The sequence below is a fragment of the Actinomadura luzonensis genome, assembly GCF_022664455.2.
GTDB lineage: Bacteria > Actinomycetota > Actinomycetes > Streptosporangiales > Streptosporangiaceae > Nonomuraea > Nonomuraea luzonensis.
This window is the reverse complement of the sequence record NZ_JAKRKC020000001.1, coordinates 3,031,373-3,049,475: the sequence shown is the minus strand read 5'-3', so window position 1 is coordinate 3,049,475 and position 18,103 is coordinate 3,031,373. Positions and strand designations below refer to the sequence as shown.

At 72.0% G+C, this 18,103-nt stretch carries 18 protein-coding genes; 6 read left to right on the top strand and 12 right to left on the bottom strand.

The features are described from left to right. Positions 1-23: 23 nt before the first annotated feature. Positions 24-641: a hypothetical protein gene (locus tag MF672_RS14865; protein WP_242375313.1), complete on the bottom strand. Its 618-nt coding sequence runs from the start codon at positions 639-641 to the stop codon at positions 24-26. Positions 642-767: 126 nt separating this feature from the next. Here MF672_RS14865 and MF672_RS14860 point away from each other — a divergent pair, with 126 nt between their 5' ends. Next, positions 768-1,790 (top strand): adenosine deaminase, encoded by a 1,023-nt coding sequence (locus MF672_RS14860; protein WP_242375314.1) that lies wholly within the window; start codon positions 768-770, stop codon positions 1,788-1,790. Here MF672_RS14860 and MF672_RS14855 read toward each other — a convergent pair. Together MF672_RS14855 and MF672_RS14850 are read right to left on the bottom strand one after the other, a co-directional pair. After that, positions 1,779-2,894, bottom strand: a complete 1,116-nt coding sequence (locus tag MF672_RS14855; RefSeq protein WP_242375315.1) for a hypothetical protein — start codon at positions 2,892-2,894, stop codon at positions 1,779-1,781. The genes MF672_RS14860 and MF672_RS14855 overlap by 12 nt on opposite strands. Next, on the bottom strand, positions 2,881-3,420 hold the full coding sequence (locus MF672_RS14850; protein WP_242375316.1) for an RNA polymerase sigma factor: 540 nt from the start codon (positions 3,418-3,420) through the stop codon (positions 2,881-2,883). Before MF672_RS14850 ends, MF672_RS14855 begins: the two co-directional genes overlap by 14 nt. Before the next feature lie 126 nt (positions 3,421-3,546). On the opposite strand from MF672_RS14850, the gene MF672_RS14845 reads away from it, so the two are divergent. Then, complete coding sequence (locus MF672_RS14845; RefSeq protein WP_242375317.1) at positions 3,547-4,293, top strand: class I SAM-dependent methyltransferase; 747 nt, start codon at positions 3,547-3,549, stop codon at positions 4,291-4,293. A gap of 34 nt (positions 4,294-4,327) precedes the next feature. Here MF672_RS14845 and MF672_RS14840 read toward each other — a convergent pair whose 3' ends face one another. The 5 genes from MF672_RS14840 to MF672_RS14820 all read right to left on the bottom strand — a co-directional run bounded on the left by MF672_RS14840 (position 4,328) and on the right by MF672_RS14820 (position 10,811). Then, positions 4,328-5,215 (bottom strand): carbohydrate ABC transporter permease, encoded by an 888-nt coding sequence (locus MF672_RS14840; protein ID WP_242375370.1) that lies wholly within the window; start codon positions 5,213-5,215, stop codon positions 4,328-4,330. Continuing rightward, entirely contained in the window at positions 5,215-6,099 is an 885-nt protein-coding gene (locus MF672_RS14835) for a carbohydrate ABC transporter permease (RefSeq protein WP_242375318.1), read from the bottom strand. The genes MF672_RS14840 and MF672_RS14835 overlap by 1 nt, the downstream gene beginning before the upstream one ends. Positions 6,100-6,160: 61 nt before the next feature. Beyond that, a complete protein-coding gene (locus tag MF672_RS14830; RefSeq protein ID WP_242375319.1) occupies positions 6,161-7,429 on the bottom strand; it encodes an extracellular solute-binding protein in 1,269 nt (422 codons plus the stop codon). A gap of 225 nt (positions 7,430-7,654) precedes the next feature. Beyond that, a complete protein-coding gene (locus MF672_RS14825; protein ID WP_242375320.1) occupies positions 7,655-9,526 on the bottom strand; it encodes an acyl-CoA dehydrogenase family protein in 1,872 nt (623 codons plus the stop codon). 70 nt (positions 9,527-9,596) lie between these two features. Then, on the bottom strand, positions 9,597-10,811 hold the full coding sequence (locus MF672_RS14820; RefSeq protein WP_242375321.1) for an APC family permease: 1,215 nt from the start codon (positions 10,809-10,811) through the stop codon (positions 9,597-9,599). A 105-nt stretch (positions 10,812-10,916) separates the two neighbouring features. On the opposite strand from MF672_RS14820, the gene MF672_RS14815 reads away from it, so the two are divergent. The 4 genes from MF672_RS14815 to MF672_RS14800 all read left to right on the top strand — a co-directional run bounded on the left by MF672_RS14815 (position 10,917) and on the right by MF672_RS14800 (position 13,890). Then, entirely contained in the window at positions 10,917-11,387 is a 471-nt protein-coding gene (locus MF672_RS14815) for an Lrp/AsnC family transcriptional regulator (protein ID WP_242375322.1), read from the top strand. A 70-nt stretch (positions 11,388-11,457) separates the two neighbouring features. Continuing rightward, positions 11,458-12,873, top strand: coding sequence for a serine hydrolase domain-containing protein (locus MF672_RS14810; protein ID WP_242375323.1), 1,416 nt, complete (start codon positions 11,458-11,460; stop codon positions 12,871-12,873). A gap of 1 nt (position 12,874) precedes the next feature. Beyond that, positions 12,875-13,306: a hypothetical protein gene (locus MF672_RS14805; protein ID WP_242375324.1), complete on the top strand. Its 432-nt coding sequence runs from the start codon at positions 12,875-12,877 to the stop codon at positions 13,304-13,306. Further along, the gene (locus tag MF672_RS14800) at positions 13,303-13,890 is read left to right on the top strand and encodes a TetR/AcrR family transcriptional regulator (RefSeq protein WP_242375325.1); all 588 of its coding nucleotides are present in this window, start codon (positions 13,303-13,305) and stop codon (positions 13,888-13,890) included. The genes MF672_RS14805 and MF672_RS14800 overlap by 4 nt, the downstream gene beginning before the upstream one ends. A gap of 192 nt (positions 13,891-14,082) precedes the next feature. Here MF672_RS14800 and MF672_RS14795 read toward each other — a convergent pair whose 3' ends face one another. The 4 genes from MF672_RS14795 to MF672_RS14780 form a co-directional block, all read right to left on the bottom strand. After that, positions 14,083-15,228 carry an acetyl-CoA C-acetyltransferase gene (locus tag MF672_RS14795; RefSeq protein WP_242375326.1) on the bottom strand — a complete coding sequence of 382 codons (1,146 nt, stop codon included), beginning with the start codon at positions 15,226-15,228 and terminating at the stop codon, positions 14,083-14,085. Positions 15,229-15,300: 72 nt separating this feature from the next. Next, positions 15,301-15,954 (bottom strand): hypothetical protein, encoded by a 654-nt coding sequence (locus MF672_RS14790; RefSeq protein WP_242375327.1) that lies wholly within the window; start codon positions 15,952-15,954, stop codon positions 15,301-15,303. Positions 15,955-15,977: 23 nt separating this feature from the next. Continuing rightward, positions 15,978-16,739 (bottom strand): class F sortase, encoded by a 762-nt coding sequence (locus tag MF672_RS14785; protein ID WP_242375328.1) that lies wholly within the window; start codon positions 16,737-16,739, stop codon positions 15,978-15,980. Positions 16,740-16,744: 5 nt separating this feature from the next. Further along, positions 16,745-18,040, bottom strand: coding sequence for a hypothetical protein (locus MF672_RS14780; protein WP_242375329.1), 1,296 nt, complete (start codon positions 18,038-18,040; stop codon positions 16,745-16,747). Between the last annotated feature and the right edge of the window lie 63 nt (positions 18,041-18,103).

The following is an 18,103-nucleotide window of genomic DNA, read 5'->3' as shown; positions in this document are numbered from 1 at the left end:
CAGCAAGGGTGCGGGAAAGGGTCTTAGTCTCCTACAGGAGCATGGGCCGAGGCGGCAACTGCGAGGAGTTCCTTGCCGAGTGATTCGCTGACCCTGACCCACGCGCCGGTGCCCGGCCGCTCCAGCCACGCGACCGCCCGGCCGCCGCGCGGATCGCGGCCCACGACGGCCGGCCTGCCGCGCAGGACCGTCCCGCGGGCGTCGAGCAGCGGGACGTGGGCGCGGTAGCGCGGCCAGTCGGCGGCGACGGGGCCGCGCTCGACCCGGGCCTCGACGTACGCGGCAGGCGTGCCGTACCTGGCCCAGCCGCCCGTCCCGCCCCCCGGCCCGGCCCCGATCGGCCCGCTGCCGCTGCGCCGCAGGCCCGGCGGCAGGTACGTGAGCCAGAAGTCGTCCGCGATCACCGCGAGCCCGGGCACGGCCGGCTTCGGCACGGCGACGGCCCCGGCCTGCGGCCTCGCGGCCGGCGCGGACGTCTCCCCCGCGCCCGCCTCACCCGCGCCCGTCTCACCCGCGCCCGCCCGCACGCGCCCGAACCCGGACGCGAACAGCCCGTAGATGGCCGCCGCCGTCACCGCGAACGCCAGCGCCGCGAGCGCCCCGCGCCACCCCTGCCCGTCCACGCGCCCTTCCGGGATCATGCCCCGATGATCCCCCACCGGGCGGGGCCCGTACCGCCCTTTCCGGTGCCGCCGCTTTCCCGTCCGCCGGGCGGTCTTCCCGGCGACCCGCGAACCCGGCCGCGCGACGAGTGGCAAGATAAGCGAATGCCAAGGCCCCTGGTCACGCTCCCGAAAGCGCATCTGCACCTGCACTTCACCGGCTCCATGCGGCACGCCACGCTGATCGAGCTGGCCCGGGAACAGGGGCTGCATCTGCCCGACGCGCTGGAGCAGGACTGGCCGCCCAAGCTGCGGGCCACCGACGAGCGCGGCTGGTTCAGGTTCCAGCGGTTGTACGACATCGCCAGGTCCGTCCTGACGCGTCCCGAGTACGTCTACCGACTGCTGCGCGAGACCGCCGAGGACGAGGTGGCGGCCGGGTCCCGCTGGCTGGAGATCCAGGTGGACCCGTCCGGCTACGCCCAGCGGTTCGGCGGCCTGACGGCGACGCTGGAGCTGATGCTGGACGCGGTGCGCCGGGCCGCCGAGCACGCCGGCATCGGCATCGCCGTCATCGTGGCCGCCAACCGCACCCGGCACCCGCTGGACGCCAACACCCTCGCCCGGCTGGCCATGCAGTACAAGGACCACGGCGTGATCGGGTTCGGGCTGTCCAACGACGAGCGCCGCGGCCAGGCCCGCGACTTCGAGCGCGCGTTCAGGATCGCCAAGCGGGGCGGCCTGCTGGCCGTGCCGCACGGCGGCGAGCTGATGGGCCCGCGCAGCGTCGCGCAGTGCGTGGACGACCTCGGCGCCGACCGGGTCGGGCACGGCGTGCGGGCGGCCGAGGACGAGTGGCTGATGTCGCGCCTGGCCGACCGGCAGATCTGCTGCGAGGTGTGCCCGACCTCGAACGTCGGGCTGGGGGTGGCCGAGCGGGCCGCCGACGTGCCGCTGCGGCGGCTGTTCGACGCGGGCGTGCCGATCGCGCTGGGCGCGGACGACCCGCTGCTGTTCGGCACCCGGCTGCTGCGGCAGTACGAGCTGGCCAGAGAGGTGTACGGGTTCAGCGACGCCGAGGTGGCGGAGCTGGCCCGGCAGTCGGTGCGCTCGTCGGCGGCCCCCGAGTCCGTGCGCAAGGAGCTGCTCAAGGGCGTGGACGACTGGCTGACCGGCTCACTGGAGTGAGGCCGCGACCGCTGCGGCCTCCCGCGCCGTCCGTACGCCCTCCAGGCGGTAGTTGACGCCGCGGCCGGTCCAGATGAGGGTGGGGGCCGCCTGGCGCAGGGGCACCGGCGTGCCGTCGGCGCGCCGCAGGTAGCCGAGCGGGTGCTCGCCGCCGATCCACCACGCCTCGCCGCCGCCGTCCAGCTCGACCTGCTCCAGGGACGGCGCGCCGACCTGCTTGAAGAAGTACGGCTCCAGCTCGCCGTCGAACTGGTCGAACCGGACGCCGCCCGGCCAGAACATCGACACCACCCGGCCGCCCTCGGACACCGAGGCCGCGCGCGGCGGGCCGAGGCGGCGCGGCGTCCGCACCTCGAACCTGGCCAGGCCGGGCAGGGCGGACGGCGCCACCGCGCGCTCCCCCGGCAGCGACCCCGGGGCGGAGGTGGCGGGCGCCGGGCTGCTCTCCGGGACGGCGGGGGCCGGACTGCTCTCCGGGACGGCGGGGGCCGGGCCGCTCTCCGAGACCCGCAGCTCGACGCCGGCGAACCGGAGGATCCGCACCACGGCGGCCCGGCCCTGCGGGGTGGCGGCCGTGACGGCGGCCACGGCGACGAGCGCGGCCACCACCACCTTCCACCGCCCCCGCCGCCGCCGGGCGGGCCGGCGGACGGGCGGGCGGTAAGGAGTGGGGTGCGGCCCGTGCGCCGGATCGGGCGAGCCCCCGGAACCCGCCCCCGTCCCGTCCCCGGGACCCGGAACGGGCTCCGGCATGGAGGACGGAGGGATGGGCTCGGGTGCGGTGGCGTCCCGCAGGCGGGCGCGGACGGCGGCGGCCACGTCGGCGGGCGGCGGCGGAGCGGGCACGTCGAGCAGGTCGCCGAGCGCGAACAGCTCGGACTCCAGCCCGTCCCCGTCCCCAGCGTCCCCAGGAAGGACGGAACCGAGGTCGGCGGAGCTGAGGTCGGCGGGGAAGCCGTCACCAGGGACGTCGGAGCCCGGGTCGTCGGAGCCCGGGTCGGCGGAGCCCGGGTCGGCGGAGCCCGGGTCGGCGGGGAAGCCGTCGCCGGGGGCGGCCGGGCGGGGGTCGTCGTGGGGGCCGTCGCCGGGTTCACGCGAGTTCATTGCCGACCTCCTCCCTCAGCCGCGCCAGCCCCCGATGGGTGCTGGACTTGACGGTGCCCACCGGCCAGTCGAGCACCTGCGCCGTCTCCGCCTCCGTCAGCTGTAAGAAGTACCGGCACACCACGGCCTGGCGTTCCCGCTCCGGCAGCGCGCGCACGGCCGCGAGCAGCCGCGCCCGCCGGTCGGTCGCGACCGCCGCGCCCTCGGGGTCGTCCGGGGCGCGCTCGTCGGCCTCGGCGCCGAGCCGCAGCGCCAGGGCCGCGCGCCGGCCCCGCGACCGGGTGAGGTTGTGCGTCTCGTTCGCGACGATGCGGAGCAGCCAGGGCCGGAACGCCGCGCCGCGCCGGAAGCCGGACAGGTGCCGGAAGGCTTTGACGAACGCCTCCTGCACCACGTCCTCGGCTTCGTCGCCCGCGCCGAGCAGGTACGCGGTACGGTGGGCGAGCGCGCTGTAGCGGGCGACCAGTGCCTCATAGGCCGCCAGGTCCCCGTCCAGCGAGCGCGTGATCGCCTCGTCGTCGTCCATGACGAGTCAGATTCCACCGCAAACCAGGCGTCGCAGGGAAGTGCGTCCAGTGGATCGCGTGACCCCCGCCGTTGATCGGGGCATTAGACTCGGGCAATCCGTGTGCCCCCTAGAAGGAACGGGACTATGTCTTCTGGGTATGACCGTGTAGTGCAACCGGCGGCCGGTGACGAGGCCCTGGAGAACCACCTCGGTGGGGACGAGGCCAAGAACTATCGGCAGTACGAGTTCGACATGGTCGCCCCCCACGTGGGCCGCTCGATGCTGGAGATCGGTTCGGGGCTCGGCCACTTCGCCGAGCAGTTCCTGCCCCGGCTCGACCGGCTCGTCGTCAGCGACTTCGACCCCTACTGCGTGGAGCAGCTGGAGAAGCGCTTCGCCGGCCGCGACGACATCGACGTGCTGCAGTTCGGCCTGCCGACCGACATCCCGCTGAAGGACAAGGTCGACACGGTCGTGCTGATGAACGTCCTGGAGCACATCGAGGACGACGCCGAGGCGCTGCGCTCGCTGGCCAGGGTCACCCTGCCGGGCGGCCGGATCGTCATCTGGGTGCCGGGCTACATGCAGCTCTACGGCGACTTCGACCGCAAGGTCGGCCACGTCCAGCGTTACACGCCGAAGACGCTGGGCACCACGGTCGCCCGCGCGGGCCTGGACGTCGAGGTGCTGAAGCCGATCAATTTCCTGGGCGGCATCGCCTGGTGGGCGGCGGTGCGCCGGGGCGGCGTCGGCTACCCGGACCCGCGCCTGGTCAAGATCTACGACCGCACGGTGGTGCCGCTGACGCGGCTCATCGAGCGCTTCGTCCGGCCGCCGTTCGGCCAGACGGTCTTCTGCGTGGCCCGCGTCCCGCGCGACTACGGGCAGTGAGGCGGAGGGGAGGCCGGTCGGGCCTCCCCCGCGCTCACTTGATCGATCCGGCGGTCAGGCCGCCGACGACCTTGCGCTCGATCAGCGCGAACAGGATGATCACCGGGATCGTGGCGATCACCGACCCGGCGAACAGGTTCTGCCAGTCCACCTGGTACTGCCCGATGAAGGAGTTCAGCGCCACGGTGAGCGGCTGCCTCTCGGGCGTCGTGGTCAGCGTGAGGGCGACCACGAACTCGTTCCACGCCGCGATGAACGTGAAGATCAGCGCCGTGATGACCCCGGGCATGGCGAGCGGCAGCGTGATGCGGAACAGCGCGCCGAAGCGCCCGTTGCCGTCGATGAACGCCGCCTCCTCCAGCTCGCGCGGGATCGAGGCGAAGTAGGCGTTGAGGATCCACACCGCGAACGCCAGGTTGAAGCCGCCGTTGACCAGGATCAGCGACCAGATCGTGTCGACCAGCCCGAACTGGTAGAACTCGCGGTAGATGCCGACCAGCATGGCGGTCGGCTGGAACATCTGGGTAATCAGCACCAGGATCAGGAACGCGGTCCGTCCCCTGAAGCGGTGCCGGGCCGAGTAGTACGCGGCCGGCAGCGCCACCAGGAGCACCAGCACGGTCGAGCCGGCGGCCACCTTGATCGTGACCCAGAGGTTCCCGGCGAGGCCGCTGCTCCAGAAGTTGGCCAGGTTCGACCACACCCACTCGTCCGGCCAGAACGTCACCTCGCGCAGCGAGTCCTGGGCCCGCAGCGAGGTGAGCAGCATCACCACGTACGGGAACAGGAAGATCAGCGCGATGACGTAGGCGAGGGCCGCGACGAGCACGGTCTTGAGCTTCGGCATGCGCCGCACGACGGGCCCCCGGGTCCGGGCGTGCGGATGGGGACGGGTCTGCCGGGGCGCGGTCTCGACGGCCATCACGCCACCTCCTTGTTCCACCGCGACACCCGCAGGAAGATCACGGTCAGCACGATGACCATGCCGAAGTTGACCACGGACATGGCGGCCGACTCGCCGATGTCGGAGCTCTTGAGGATGAACATGAGGATCGTCGAGGTGGCCGTGGAGTAGCCGGGCTGCCCGTGGGTCATCGCCCAGATGATCGGGAAGCTGTTGAAGACGTTCATCACGTTGATCAGCGCCGCCACGGTGAGCGCGGGGCGCAGCAGCGGCAGCGTGATCGACCAGTACGTACGGAACCGTCCGGCGCCGTCCATCCTGGCCGCCTCGTAGACGTCGCCGGGGATGGTGGCGAGGCCGGCGAGCAGCGCGTACGTGGTGAACGGCACGGACACGAACACCGCCACGAACACCAGCCACGGCATGGCCGTGGAGGCGTCGCCGAGCTGGTCGGCCGCCGCGCCGCCCATGGCGTCGATGAGGCCGAGCTTGAGGCGGATCTGGTTGATCACGCCCACCTCGGGGTCGAGCATCCACTTGAAGATGATCGCCGTCATCAGCACGGACGCCGCCCAGGGGGCGATGAGCGCCCAGCGGGCCAGCTTGCGCAGCGGGAAGCGCTGGTTGAAGAGCTGGGCGAGGGCCAGGGAGATCAGCACGGTGAGCGCGACGACCGCGACCACCCAGATCACGCTGCGGACCATGATGTCCGCGAAGTCCTTCTCGCTGACCAGCTTGTCGTAGTTCGCCCAGCCGTTGCCGCCCTGGACCACGCCGAACCGGCTGATCTTGAGGAACGACGACCTGATCATCTCGATCACCGGCCAGAGCACGACCACCGCGATGAGCACCACGGCCGGCCCGACCCAGGCGACGGGTTCGAGGGCGCGCAACCTTTTCATTGAAGACCTTCCATCATGAAGTCGGCCCGGCTCCCCGTGGAGGGAGCCGGGCCGGCCACGATCAGCCCGCCTCGGCGACCTTCTGCAGCTCGCCGAGGACCTTGGCCGGGTCCTCCTTGACGGCTCCGCCGATGGTCTGCTTGATCGCCGGGTTCACCTCGGCCCACTTGGGGTCCTGGAACGGGTAGAAGCTGGCGTTGGGCAGCGCGTCCAGGAACGGCTTGAGCTTCTCGTCGCCCGACAGCTTCTTGATGCCGCTGTTGGTGACGGGCAGCAGCTTGTACGTGTCGGAGATCTTCTGCGCGGCGTTGCCGGTGTAGAAGAAGTCGAAGAACTTCTTGATCTCGGCGGCGTGGCCGTTCTTGTTGAACGCCATGATCCAGTCCATGACGCCGAGCGTGGTGTCGAGCGGGCCGGACTTGCCGGGAATGGGCGCGACGCCGTAGTTCTTCAGGCCGGCCGCGTCGAAGATCGGGATCGACATGGGGCCGCCGTTGACCATGCCGACCTTGCCGGCGCCGAAGTCCTCCCAGACCGTCTTGCGGTCCTTGGTGCCGGGGTTCGGGGTGGTCAGGCCGGCGTCGACCAGGCCCTTGAGGTAGGTGAAGGTCTCGACGTTCGGCGCGGAGTTGATCGCCCACTTGCCGGAGGCGTCCTTGTAGCCGCCGCCGTTGCCGAGCATCCACAGGAACGACTCGGCCTGGGCCTCCTCCTGGCCGAGCGGCAGGCCGAACGGCTGGGTCACGCCGGCCGCCTTCAGCTTCTCGGCGGCGGCCTTGAGCTCGTCCCAGGTCTTGGGCGGCTCGTTGATGCCGGCCTTGCCGAACAGGTCCTTGTTGTAGAACAGGGCGCGGGCGGAGGAGACGAACGGGATGCCGTACGCGGTGCCGTCCACCTTGCCGAAGTCGGCGAACTTCTGCAGCAGGTCGCCGGAGACGTTCGGCGACAGCACCTCGTCGACCTTGTAGAGCAGGTTGTCCTTGACGAAGCCGGAGTAGTCGCCGGTCTGCAGGATGTCGGGCACCTGGCCGTTCTGGACCATGGTGGCGACCTGCTTGTCGATGTCGTTCCAGTTGATGACCTGGACGTCGACCTTGATGTTCGGGTTGGCGGCCTGGAACTCGTCCACGACGCCCTTCCAGAACGTCTCGCCCGAGTTCGGCTTGCCGGGGCCGTCGCCGTAGTCGGCGGCGACCATCTTGAGCGTGACCTGGCCGCCGGAGGAGGCCTGGTTGCCGCCGCCGCCACCGGAGCCTTCCGAGCCGCAGCCGGCCAGGACCAGCAGCGCGGCGAGGCCGACAGCGGCGCCGCCCGCAAGCTTGTTGTTCACTGGAGATACCGCCTTATCGTCGGACGGGTGACGCTGGTCCGTACCAGTGGGCCCGGACCCGCCCTGGGGGATGAGCACGCGGAAGCCCGGAGCAGCCCGGAGCGCTCCGGAGCTCGCCGCGTTTGCGTCAGCGTAAGCCCGCGTTCCCCATCCGGTCTATACCGGCCTGTTGCGGTTCGGCAACAGTAAGGCCGCCGGTTGCGCACACCCGGTCTAGACCGGATGTCAGACGATCTTCCGCCGGACGTTCTCGCCGCCCTCGGGCGAGCCGATCCACGGCCCGTCGATGGACGGGTCGAGCACGCCCTCCTCGACGAAGTCGTAGCGGCCCTCCAGGACGTACCCGGCCAGGCGGGCGTCGCGGGCGTCGGTGTTGTCCCAGAGCCGGTCGAACAGCGCCTCCACCCGCAGCCTGGCCTGGTGGCAGAAGGTGTCGGCCAGCTCGTACGGCCGCCGCCCGAGGTCCGCCGAGTCGCCCGCCGCCTTGACGCAGACGGCGGTCATGGCCAGCAGCTCGGCCCCGACGTCCACGATCCGCCCGAGGAACGCCTGGCGGTGCTCCAGCCGGCCCTGCCAGCGGGACATGCCGTAGAAGGTGGACCGGGCCAGCTTCCTGCTGGTCCGCTCCACGAAGCGGAGATGCCCGGCGAGGGGGCCGAAGGCGCCGTAGCCGCCGGGCAGCGTGCCCGCGCCGGCGACCAGCGTCGGCAGCCAGCCCGCGTAGAAGCGGCCGGCCCGGCGGAGGGCCTGGGCGCGTTCCTGGCGGGAGGCGTCCGGGTTGATCAGCTCGCCGGCGGCCGACAGGTGCGCGTCCACGGCCTCCCGGGTGATCGCCAGGCGCATGATCTCGGTGGAGCCCTCGAAGATGCGGTTGATGCGGGAGTCGCGGAGCATCTGCTCGGCCGGCACGCCGCGCTCGCCGCGGGCGGCCAGCGACTCGGCGGTCTCGTAGCCGCGGCCGCCCCTGATCTGGACCAGTTCGTCCAGGATGCGGTAGCCCATCTCGGAGGCGTAGAGCTTGCCGAGGGCCGCCTCGATCCTGATGTCGTTGCGCTTGTCGTCGGCCAGGCGGCTGTTGAGCTCCATGACGGCCTCCAGCGCGTACGCGGTGGCCGCGATGAAGGCGAGCTTGGTGGCGACGGCCTCGTGCCGGCCGATGTTGTGGCCCCACTGCACGCGGGCGTTGCCCCACTCGCGGGCGATCTTCAGCGCCCACTTGGCGTTGCCCGCGCAGGTGGCGGGCAGCGAGAGGCGGCCGGTGTTGAGCGTGGTGAGGGCGATCCGCAGGCCCTCGCCCTCGCGCCCGATCAGGTTCCTGGCCGGCACCCTGACCTGGGAGAACTCGGTGACGCCGTTCTCGATGCCGCGCAGGCCCATGAACGCGTTGCGCCGCCTGACCGTGATGCCCGGCGAGTCGGCCTCGACCACGAACGCGCTGATCTTCTTGCCGGTCCTGGCCATCACCACGAGCAGGTCGGCCACGACGCCGTTGGTCGTCCACAGCTTGACGCCGTCCAGCACGTAGTCGTCGCCGTCGCGGGTGGCGGTGGTGGCCAGGCGGGCCGGGTCGGAGCCGACGTCGGGCTCGGTGAGCAGGAACGCCGAGATCTCGCCCCGGGCGCAGCGCGGCAGGTACTCGCGCTTCTGCTCCTCGCTGCCGAACAGCTTCAGCGGCTGCGGCACGCCGATCGACTGGTGCGCCGACAGCAGCGTGGCGAGCGCCGGGCAGTAGGAGCCGACGAGCATGAGGGCCCGGCAGTAGTACAGGTAGGGCAGGCCGAGGCCGCCATACTCCTCGCCGATCGTGATGCCGAAGGCGCCCAGCTCGGCCAGGCCCCTGACCACCTCGTCCGGGATCTGCCCGGTGCGCTCGATGAGCGCGGGGTCGACGTGCGCGTCCAGGTAGCGGCGCACGGCCCGGACGAACTCCTCGCCGCGCTTGGCGGCCTCGTCGGGCAGCGCCGGCGCCGGGTGGACCAGGTCCAGGCGGAAGTCGCCGAGGAAGAGCTGCTTGCCGAAGCTGGGCCGGGCCCACTCCTTCTCGCGCGCCTGCTCGCCGACCGCCCTGGATTCCTCGTACTTGGCGTGCTGCGTCATCGCACCCTCCCGACATCGCGCCGTCCCGGTGACGATGAGTTGGTGCCCGCCTGACGGCGCCTCTCGCCGTTTATATGCCCTTTTTATACGGTCGGCGAGAGCCGGCCGTAAGAACGGCGGCCGCCACCAGCCCCAACACGGCCGGAACCAGCAGGTAGACGCCGCAGAACGCGAGCGCCGCCACGGACAGCGCGGCCCCCGCCACGGCGGTGCCGCGGTGCCGGCCCGCCGGCAACATCCGGACCGCGGCCACCACGCCCGCCGCCGTGACCGCCGTCAGGCACGCCGAGGTGGCCCGCATGAGCACGTCGAGGTCGGCCCCCGACACCAGCACCGGCACCGTCAGCGCCGCCACCAGCCCGAGGCTCCGGTACGGGGTCCGCCCCGCCTCCCCGCCCGCCGCGAACCAGGAGGGCAGCGCCCCGTCCCTGGCCAGGGCCGCGCCGAGCCGGGCCGCGCCGGCCAGGTAGGTGTTGACCGCGCCGAACGTCAGCAGCACCGCCACCACCCCGGTCACCGGCCGCGCGGCGCCGCCGAGGCCGAGCTCCAGCATCCCGGTCAGCGGCACGCCGCTCATGTCCGCGCCGAGCACGCCGACCGAGGTCAGCGACACCCCGAGGTAGAGCACGGCGATCACGGCGAGCGTCACGACGGTGGCCCGGACCAGGCCGTTCCTGCGGTCGGCGAACTCGGCGGACAGGTGGCTGGCCGCCTCCCACCCGGCGAAGGCGAACATGAGCACCCCGGCCGCGCTCGCCACGCCTGCCGCGCCGTGCGGGGCGAACGGGGTGAGGTTCGCCGCCCGTCCGTGCGGCGCGGCGACGATCACGGCGGTGGCCAGCAGCCCGACCAGCAGCAGCACGAAGCCGAGCTGGAGCCAACCCGAGGTGCGGAGGCCGGCGGCGTTGGCGGCGACGGCGGCCAGCATGATGAGCCAGGCGGCGAGGGTGCCGTCCACGCCGAAGCACGCCTCGACGTACCGGCCGCCGCCGATCGCGCCGGCCACCGTGCCGACGGGCACCGCGCCGAAGAACCACCAGCCGGTCACGGCGGCGGCGCGCCGGCCGAAGGCGAGCCCGACGAAGCTCGCCACTCCCCCGCCGTCCGGGTAGCGCGCGCCGAGCGCGGCGAAGGTCAGCGCGACGGGCACGCTGAGCGCGAGCAGGCCCGCCCAGGCCAGCACGGAGGCGGGGCCCGCCGCGGCGGCGGCCAGCTGCGGCAGCACCAGCATGCCTGGCCCGAGCACCGCTCCCACCAGCAGCGCCGTGCCCTGTCCTGCCGTCATGCGAGCTTCCGTCTGTTGCGTCATAGGCTCGAAAGTAGAGCAGTTGCACGACACCACGAGGGGTCAGCCGACCGTCCGGCCGGAGACAGGGCAGAATCTCCGGTCATGGACGAACTTGATTCGGCGATCGTGCGGCTGCTCCAAACGGATGCGCGGCAGTCCAACCGCGAGCTGGCCAGGCAGCTCGGCATCGCCCCCTCGACCTGTCTCGAACGGGTACGCTCGCTCACCCGCCGCGGCGTGATCCGCGGCTACCACGCCGACATCGACCCGGCCGCGCTCAACCGGGGCACGCAGGCGATGGTCTCGGTCCAGGTCCGGCCGCTGAGCCGGGCGGTGATCAACGCGTTCAAGGCGTCGGCGGGCGGCATGCCGGAGGTGCTGAGCGTCTTCGTGCTGGCCGGCGGCGACGACTTCCTGCTGCACGTGGCCGTGCAGGACCTCGACCACCTGCACGCGTTCCTGCTGGACAAGCTGAGCAAGCGCAAGGAGATCGTCGGCTTCCGCACCTCGGTGGTCTTCCAGCAGATGCAGAACGCGGTGCCCACCCCGCTGCCCGCGCCCGGCGAGACCTGACTTTCGTCAGGGGTGGTTCTGGACGGACGGCCGATTCGGTAAGGGGGTGTCCCTTTCTAGGTTCTGAGGCGTGAAATCGCTCCTGATCAGCCTCCTCGCCGCCGGCACGCTGGCCACCCCGGCGCCCGCCCAGCTCACCCCGGCCACCGTGGACGGGTACATGCGCGACGCCCTGGCCGCCACCGGCCTGCCCGGCGTGTCCGTGGTCGTCACCCACGACGGCCAGGTCGTGCACGCCGCCGGGTACGGCCACGACTCGGCGGGCCGCCCGGTCACCGCCGACACGCCGATGCGGGTGGCCTCGGTCAGCAAGTCGTTCACCGCGACGGCGGTCATGACGCTGGTCGAGCGCGGCCGGATCCGGCTGGACGAGCCGGTCGCCGCGCAGCTCCCCGGCTTCCGGATGGCCGACCCGCGCGCCGCCCGCGTCACCGTCCGGCAGCTCCTCAACCAGACCTCCGGCCTGTCCGACACCACCGTGGACATCAACGCGCTGGAGGAGACGACCAATCTGGCCGCCTACACCGCCCGGCTGGCCGGCGGGCGGCTGCGGGCCGAGCCCGGCACCCGCTGGGAGTACTGCAACGTCAACTACGACCTGGCCGCCCGGCTGGTCGAGGTGGCGAGCGGCCGGGACTTCGGCTCCTACCTGCGCGACCGCGTCTTCGGGCCGCTCGGCATGACCTCCAGCGCCGTCAGCGACCAGGAGGTCCGCCCCGCCGACGGCTACAACTCGGTCTACGGGCTCTGGCTGCCGCGTCCCGAGCTGCCCGCCTTCCTCAACGGCAGCGGCTCGGGCGGCGTCGTCACCACCGCGAACGACATGGGCAAGTGGCTCGTCACCCAGACGGGCCACGGCCGGCCGCTGGTCAAGCGGCAGAGCCTGGAGGAGATGCACAAACCGATCGCGATCCGGCCGTACGCGATGGGGTGGGGCGTGGAGCAGGAGACCGGGCAGCTCACGCATTCCGGCAACCTGTTCACGTACACGGCGGTCGAGGCCATCTCGCCGCGCACCGGCTACGGCTTCGCCGTCATGACCAACAGCGCCGCCCTCCAGGACGACACGTACGCCATCATGCTCGGCCTGACCGCTCTCAGCGAGGGACGTAGGCCCGAGGTCCCGGGCGGCGACCGGCAGCTCTACGAGGCGATCCTGGGGGCGGTCGCGCTCGCCGCCGCCGCGCTCGGGGTGCTGGGCGTGCTGCGGGCCCGCCGCTGGGCCGCGCGCCGGGCCGGCCGGCCGCGGTGGCGGGCCGCGCTCCGGCTGCTGCCGGCCCTGCTCCCGGTGCTGGTGCTGGCGTCCTATCCGGACTGGACCTCGTTCCTGATGAACGGGCGGACGGTCACGTGGGCGCAGCTCACCTACTTCCCGGCGCCGCTGTCGATCACGTTGCTGGTGGCGGGGCTCGCGGGGCTGGCCGTCATCGTCGCCCGGATTTGCGTACTGTGTAAGCTTACAAGGTACGCAAAAACGAGGAGCTGACATGAGAGTGCTCGCGACCGTCGTCCCCGGCTTATGGCTGGCCTGGCTCGTCCTCACCGAGTGGGTGCCGATGTTCCCGCTCAACGACCTGCGCCCCGGCAACCTGCGCCACCGCAGGATCGCCGCCGCGATCAACTACCCGTTCCCGCTGCTCATCGCCGCCGGCGTGGCCCTCGGGCGCACCTGGTCGCTGGTCGCCGCCACCGCGCTGGCCGGGCTGATCGTGTTCGGGCACGTGACGAGCTGGTGGCTGCCGTACGCGGGCCTCAGCACGGCGGCGCAGCGCGAGACCTACCGGCGCGACTACGCCCGCACGCTCAAGGTGCTGCCCACGGCCGGGCACGACGTCGTCATCGACGTGCAGCACATGGTGGTGGGCGTGCTGTCCCTGATCATGCTGGGGACCACGCTCGCCGTTACGCTGTCCGGATGAGCGAGGGCAGGAGGCGCGCGGGCCGCCCGGCCGTGCTGACCGTCGAGCGCATCGTGGCCGCCGCCGTGCGGGTGCTGGACGCCGAGGGACTGGAGGCGCTCACCATGCGCCGCCTCGGCGCCGAGCTGGGGGTGGCCGCGATGTCCCTCTACCGGCACGTCCCCAGCCGGGAGGCGCTGCTGGCCGAGGTGGTCAACCGGCTGTTCGCCGAGGCGGCGACCGATCCCGGGGAGGCGGCCTGGCCCGAGGCGCTGACCGGCTTCGCCCGGAGCTACCGGCGCGTCCTGCTCGCCCACCCGAACGCGGTGCCGCTGCTCGCCGTCCACCCCGTGGACGTCGAGCTGGGCACGGCCCTGCTGGCCGGGCTGCTCGGCGCCTTCGCGCGGGCGGGCGTCGCCGGCGAGGAGGCGACCACCGCCGTGCAGTCCGTCGCCGTGTACGTCCTCGGCCACGCGCTCGCCCAGGTCGGCGCCCCGCCCGGGGGCACGCCCGGCCCCACCGGAGAGTCCGCCTTCTACGACGGCTGGTTCGAGGCGGGGCTCGCGGCCATGGTGACCGGCTTCGCCCGCCACCTCGACGCGTGACCGGCTACCGGTGCGGGCACGCCCCGCCTGGTGATCGCGGCGGCCCGCGGGTAATTCGATTGCGCCTGCTCAGGGCCCGCCCGTACCGTCGTTGTCCAGGGGGCCACACGAGCAACTACCGGGATGGGTAGTTCGGGGCGCCGCCTCCCTCGTTACGCCTGGAGGCGGCGCCCCACTTTCTCGTCCTGACGGTCAGAGCCGCTCGATGATCGTGACGTTGGCCTGGCCGCCGCCCTCGCACATCGTCTGCAGGCCGTAGCGGCCGCCGGTGCGCTCCAGCTCGTGCAGCAGCTTGGTCATGAGGATCGCGCCCGTGCCGCCCAGGGGGTGGCCGAGGGCGATGGCGCCGCCGTTGGGGTTGACCTTGGCCGGGTCGGCCCCGAGCTCGTGCATCCAGGCCAGCGGCACCGGGGCGAACGCCTCGTTGATCTCCACGACGTCGATCTCGTCGATCGACATGCCGGCCTTCTTCAGCGCGCGCTGCGTGGCGGGGATCGGCGCGGTCAGCATGTAGACCGGGTCGTCGCCCATGAGCGCGAGCTGGTGGATGCGGGCCCGCGGGGTCAGCCCGTGGTCCTTGACGGCCTGCTCGGAGGCGATGAGCACCGCGCCCGAGCCGTCGGAGATCTGCGAGGAGGTGGCCGCGGTGATCTGGCCGCCCTCCTTGAGGGTCTTCAGCGAGGCCATCTTCTCCAGAGTGGTGTCCCCGCGCGGGCCCTCGTCGTCCTCGACGCCGTTGACCGGGGCGATCTGCTCCTTGAAGTAGCCGTTCGCGATGGCCTTGGCGGCGCGCTGGTGGGACTCCAGCGCGAACTGCTCCAGGACCTCGCGGGTGTAGCCCCACTTCTCGCACATCAGCTCCGCGCCGCGGAACTGCGAGATCTCCTGCTTGCCGTACCGCTCGACCCACTTCTCGCCGAACGGGAACGGCATCCCCAGGTCGAGCGCGGCCTTGATGGACGAGCCCATCGGGACGACGCTCATCGACTCGACGCCGCCCGCCACGACGAGGTCCTGCGTGCCGGACATGACGCCCTGCGCCGCGAAGTGGATCGACTGCTGGGACGAGCCGCACTGGCGGTCGATCGTCACACCGGCGGTGGTCTCCGGCAGGCCGGCCGACAGCCAGGCGTTGCGGGCGATGTCCATGCTCTGGGGCCCGAACTGCATGACGCAGCCCAGGATGACGTCCTCGACCGCGGCGGGATCGACGCCGGTGCGCTCGATGAGCGCCTTCAGCGTGTGAGCGGCCAGGTCAGTGGGGTGGACGGTGGACAGACCGCCCTTCTTCTTGCCGACCGGGGTGCGGACCGCCCCGACGATGTACGCCTCTGCCACAGTGCCTCCTGGAAACCGAGCATTATTCGGTTACTAGGGGCAGCGTACAACAGAACGACGTTCTGTGGCCTCTCACTCCGGGGGGAGAAGGTCCTCCGGGGCGTCGATCCGGAACCGCCACCGGTCCACCACCAGCCCCTGGAGCCGGTCGGCCAGCTCCAGCGCCAGCGCGCCCAGCTTGGCCTGCTCCTCGCCGCGCAGCTCGATCGCGGTCAGCTCGGTCGCGAAGGGCAGCAGCTCCGCCACCGCGGGTGGCTGCCCCTTCTGCGGCACCAGCACCGCCCGGACCTCGCCCGCCACGAACGTGAACTCGTCGTCCTCCTGCGGCTCCAGCAGCGGAGCCAGCTCCTCGGCGGACGGGCGCACCGGCACGATCACCGCAGGTCCGGCGTTCTCCTCGTCGGCCGGATCGCTCACCTCGCCGCGGCACACCGCGAGCCCCTTCAGCCGGTAGGCGATGCCCTCGGCCAGGAACCGGTCGAAGAAGTCCAGCGGCAGCGGCCCCTCACCGGCCACCCGCACCGCCCACGACTTCTCCAGCTCGCCGCCCGTCAGCTCGGGCTCGGCCTCCACCGGGGCGCAGATCCGCACGTCCGTCGCGACGACGTCGTCGCCGTCCAGGCGGGCGCCCGGGTCGGCCAGCCGGACGATCCGCAGCAGCTCGGCCGGCTGCACCTTGGCCGGCAGCACCGCCGTGGGGCCAGTACGCAGTCTCCGCTTCGCCATCCAGCCCATGCCCGCCTCCGCGCTCAGCTTCGATAGGAGCTCGTCATCGTCGCGTAGACGATGATGTTGTCGGTGTAGTGACCGGTGTTCCGGTTGTAGGTCCCGCCGCAGGTGATCAGGTGCAGCTGGGCGTTGTCCTGCGGCCCGTAGACGCGCTGGGTCGGGAACGTCTTCTTGTTCGCCTGCTCCACGCCGCCCACGGTGAAGACCGCCGTGGTCCTGTCCTGGCGCTTGACCTCGATCGTGTCGCCGTTCCTGATCTCGAACAGCCTGCTGAACACGGCGCTGCGGGTGCGGGTGTCCTTGTGCCCGAGCAGCACCGCCGGGCCCGCCTCGCCCGGCGTGGACATGTTCCGGTACCAGCCCACGAGGTTCGGGTCGTTCGCCGGCGGCACCTGGATCGTGCCGTCCTTCGCCAGCCCGACCGCCTCGATCGGGGCGTTGATCCCCAGCCGCTTGATCACGATCCGGACCGGGGTGGACGGCAACATCGGCGGCGCCGGCGTGATCTGCGGCAGCGGCGGCGGCACGTCCGGGGCCGCCTGGAACAACGCCTGCTCCGGCTTGCCGCTCGCCTGCGGCTTGGACGGCAGGGCCAGGCTGTCCCGGTTGGAGGCCAGGCCGTACTCGTCGGGCGAGCGCAGCACGATCAGCAGCCCAGCCACCACGGTCACGACCCCGGCGATCGCGGCCACGATCAGCACCGCCCGCAGAGCCGTGCCGCCCTTGTCCTGCGGCGGCTCAGGAGCCGGCGGCCCGCCGCCGTAGGGGTAGTACCCGGCCATCCCACTCAGCCCCTGGCGGCGTTACGCCGCCGCAGGACCAGCCCGCCCACCGCGGCCGCGGCCACCAGCGCCGTCCCGGTCAGGATGAACGCCCGCCCGTCGGGGCCCATCGTGCCGCCCGCACCCGTGTCGGCGCCCGCCTTGGGGGTCTGGGACTTGCGGGTGGACTTCGAGCTGGACGGGGTGACGGTGACGATCTCGGTGTGGGTCCTGGTCGGCTTGGGGCTGGTGGTGGTGGGCGTGGGCGACGGGGAGGGGCTGTTCGACGTCGAGGACGACGTGCTCACCGTGAACGTGTAGCTCTTGAGCGCGCTCTCGTTCTGCACCGTGCACTCGATCGCCGGCTGCGTACCCGAGGCGGTGTTCGACCCGAAGTTGATTTTTGACGGCTTGACGGTGACCGTGCCCGCGCTGCTCGCGGTCGCCTTGAGGTCGATCGTGGCCGTGGGCAGCGGGATGATCGCGCCCGCGGTGATCGTCCCGGTGGTGCCCTGCCCCGTGGCGGAGGTCAAGCCGGAGATGCCGGTCAGCGCGGCGTAGGGAAAGATCGACGCGCTGGGCGTCTGACCGGTGCTCGGGGCCTTCAGCTCCTTGCCCGTGGTGTACGTGCCCTTCCACTTGACGGCGAACTGCGTGCCGACGGTGGCGGAGGTCGGCATGGTCAGCTCGACCTTGATCTCGACGTCCTGGGTGTCCGTGGTGGCGGGGCCGACGCACTCGTACTGGACCAGGTCGGTGCCGGTACCGTTCCCGCCACCCGTCCCGATCGGAACGCTCAGCGTCTCGGTCGAGGTGGTGTTGCACGTCGTCACCGTCGTCGCGGCGCTGGTGAGCGCCAGCTTGAGCTGCCCCGGCCGCACCGTCACGTTGCCGGTGGCGCCGGCGGTGACCGCGATCTTGTACGTCACGTTGCCGGCCGGCACGGTGGTCTGGTTGGCGGTCACGGCGGCGCCCGTCTTCGCGCCCGCGTCCGAGACCGTGCCGCCCGTAGGCGTGAGGTCCAGGGTCGCCTGGACGGTGGTGGCCGCGGTCGGAGCCGTCGTCAGCGTCAGCGCGGGAATGGTGACCGTGAGATCCAAGGACTGACCCGCCGTGGCCGAGTCGGGAGCGCTGAGCCCGACGCTGAGCGACGTGTTGCTGAAGGGCCCTCCGGAGCAGGTGTAGGCGTACGACTTCGTCACCGCTGCCGACGCCGCCGTCGAGGTCGTGACAACGAAGATCGAACCGACCAGGAGGGCGAGCGACGCCGCTGCCCCCAGGGCGAATGTCTTGTGGGCGAGGCGGCGCCACGCCTGAGACATGTGCACGATCCTTCTCCGTTTCACAGCGGACACAACAGTCGTGCCAGAATCCCAGCGTTCGGT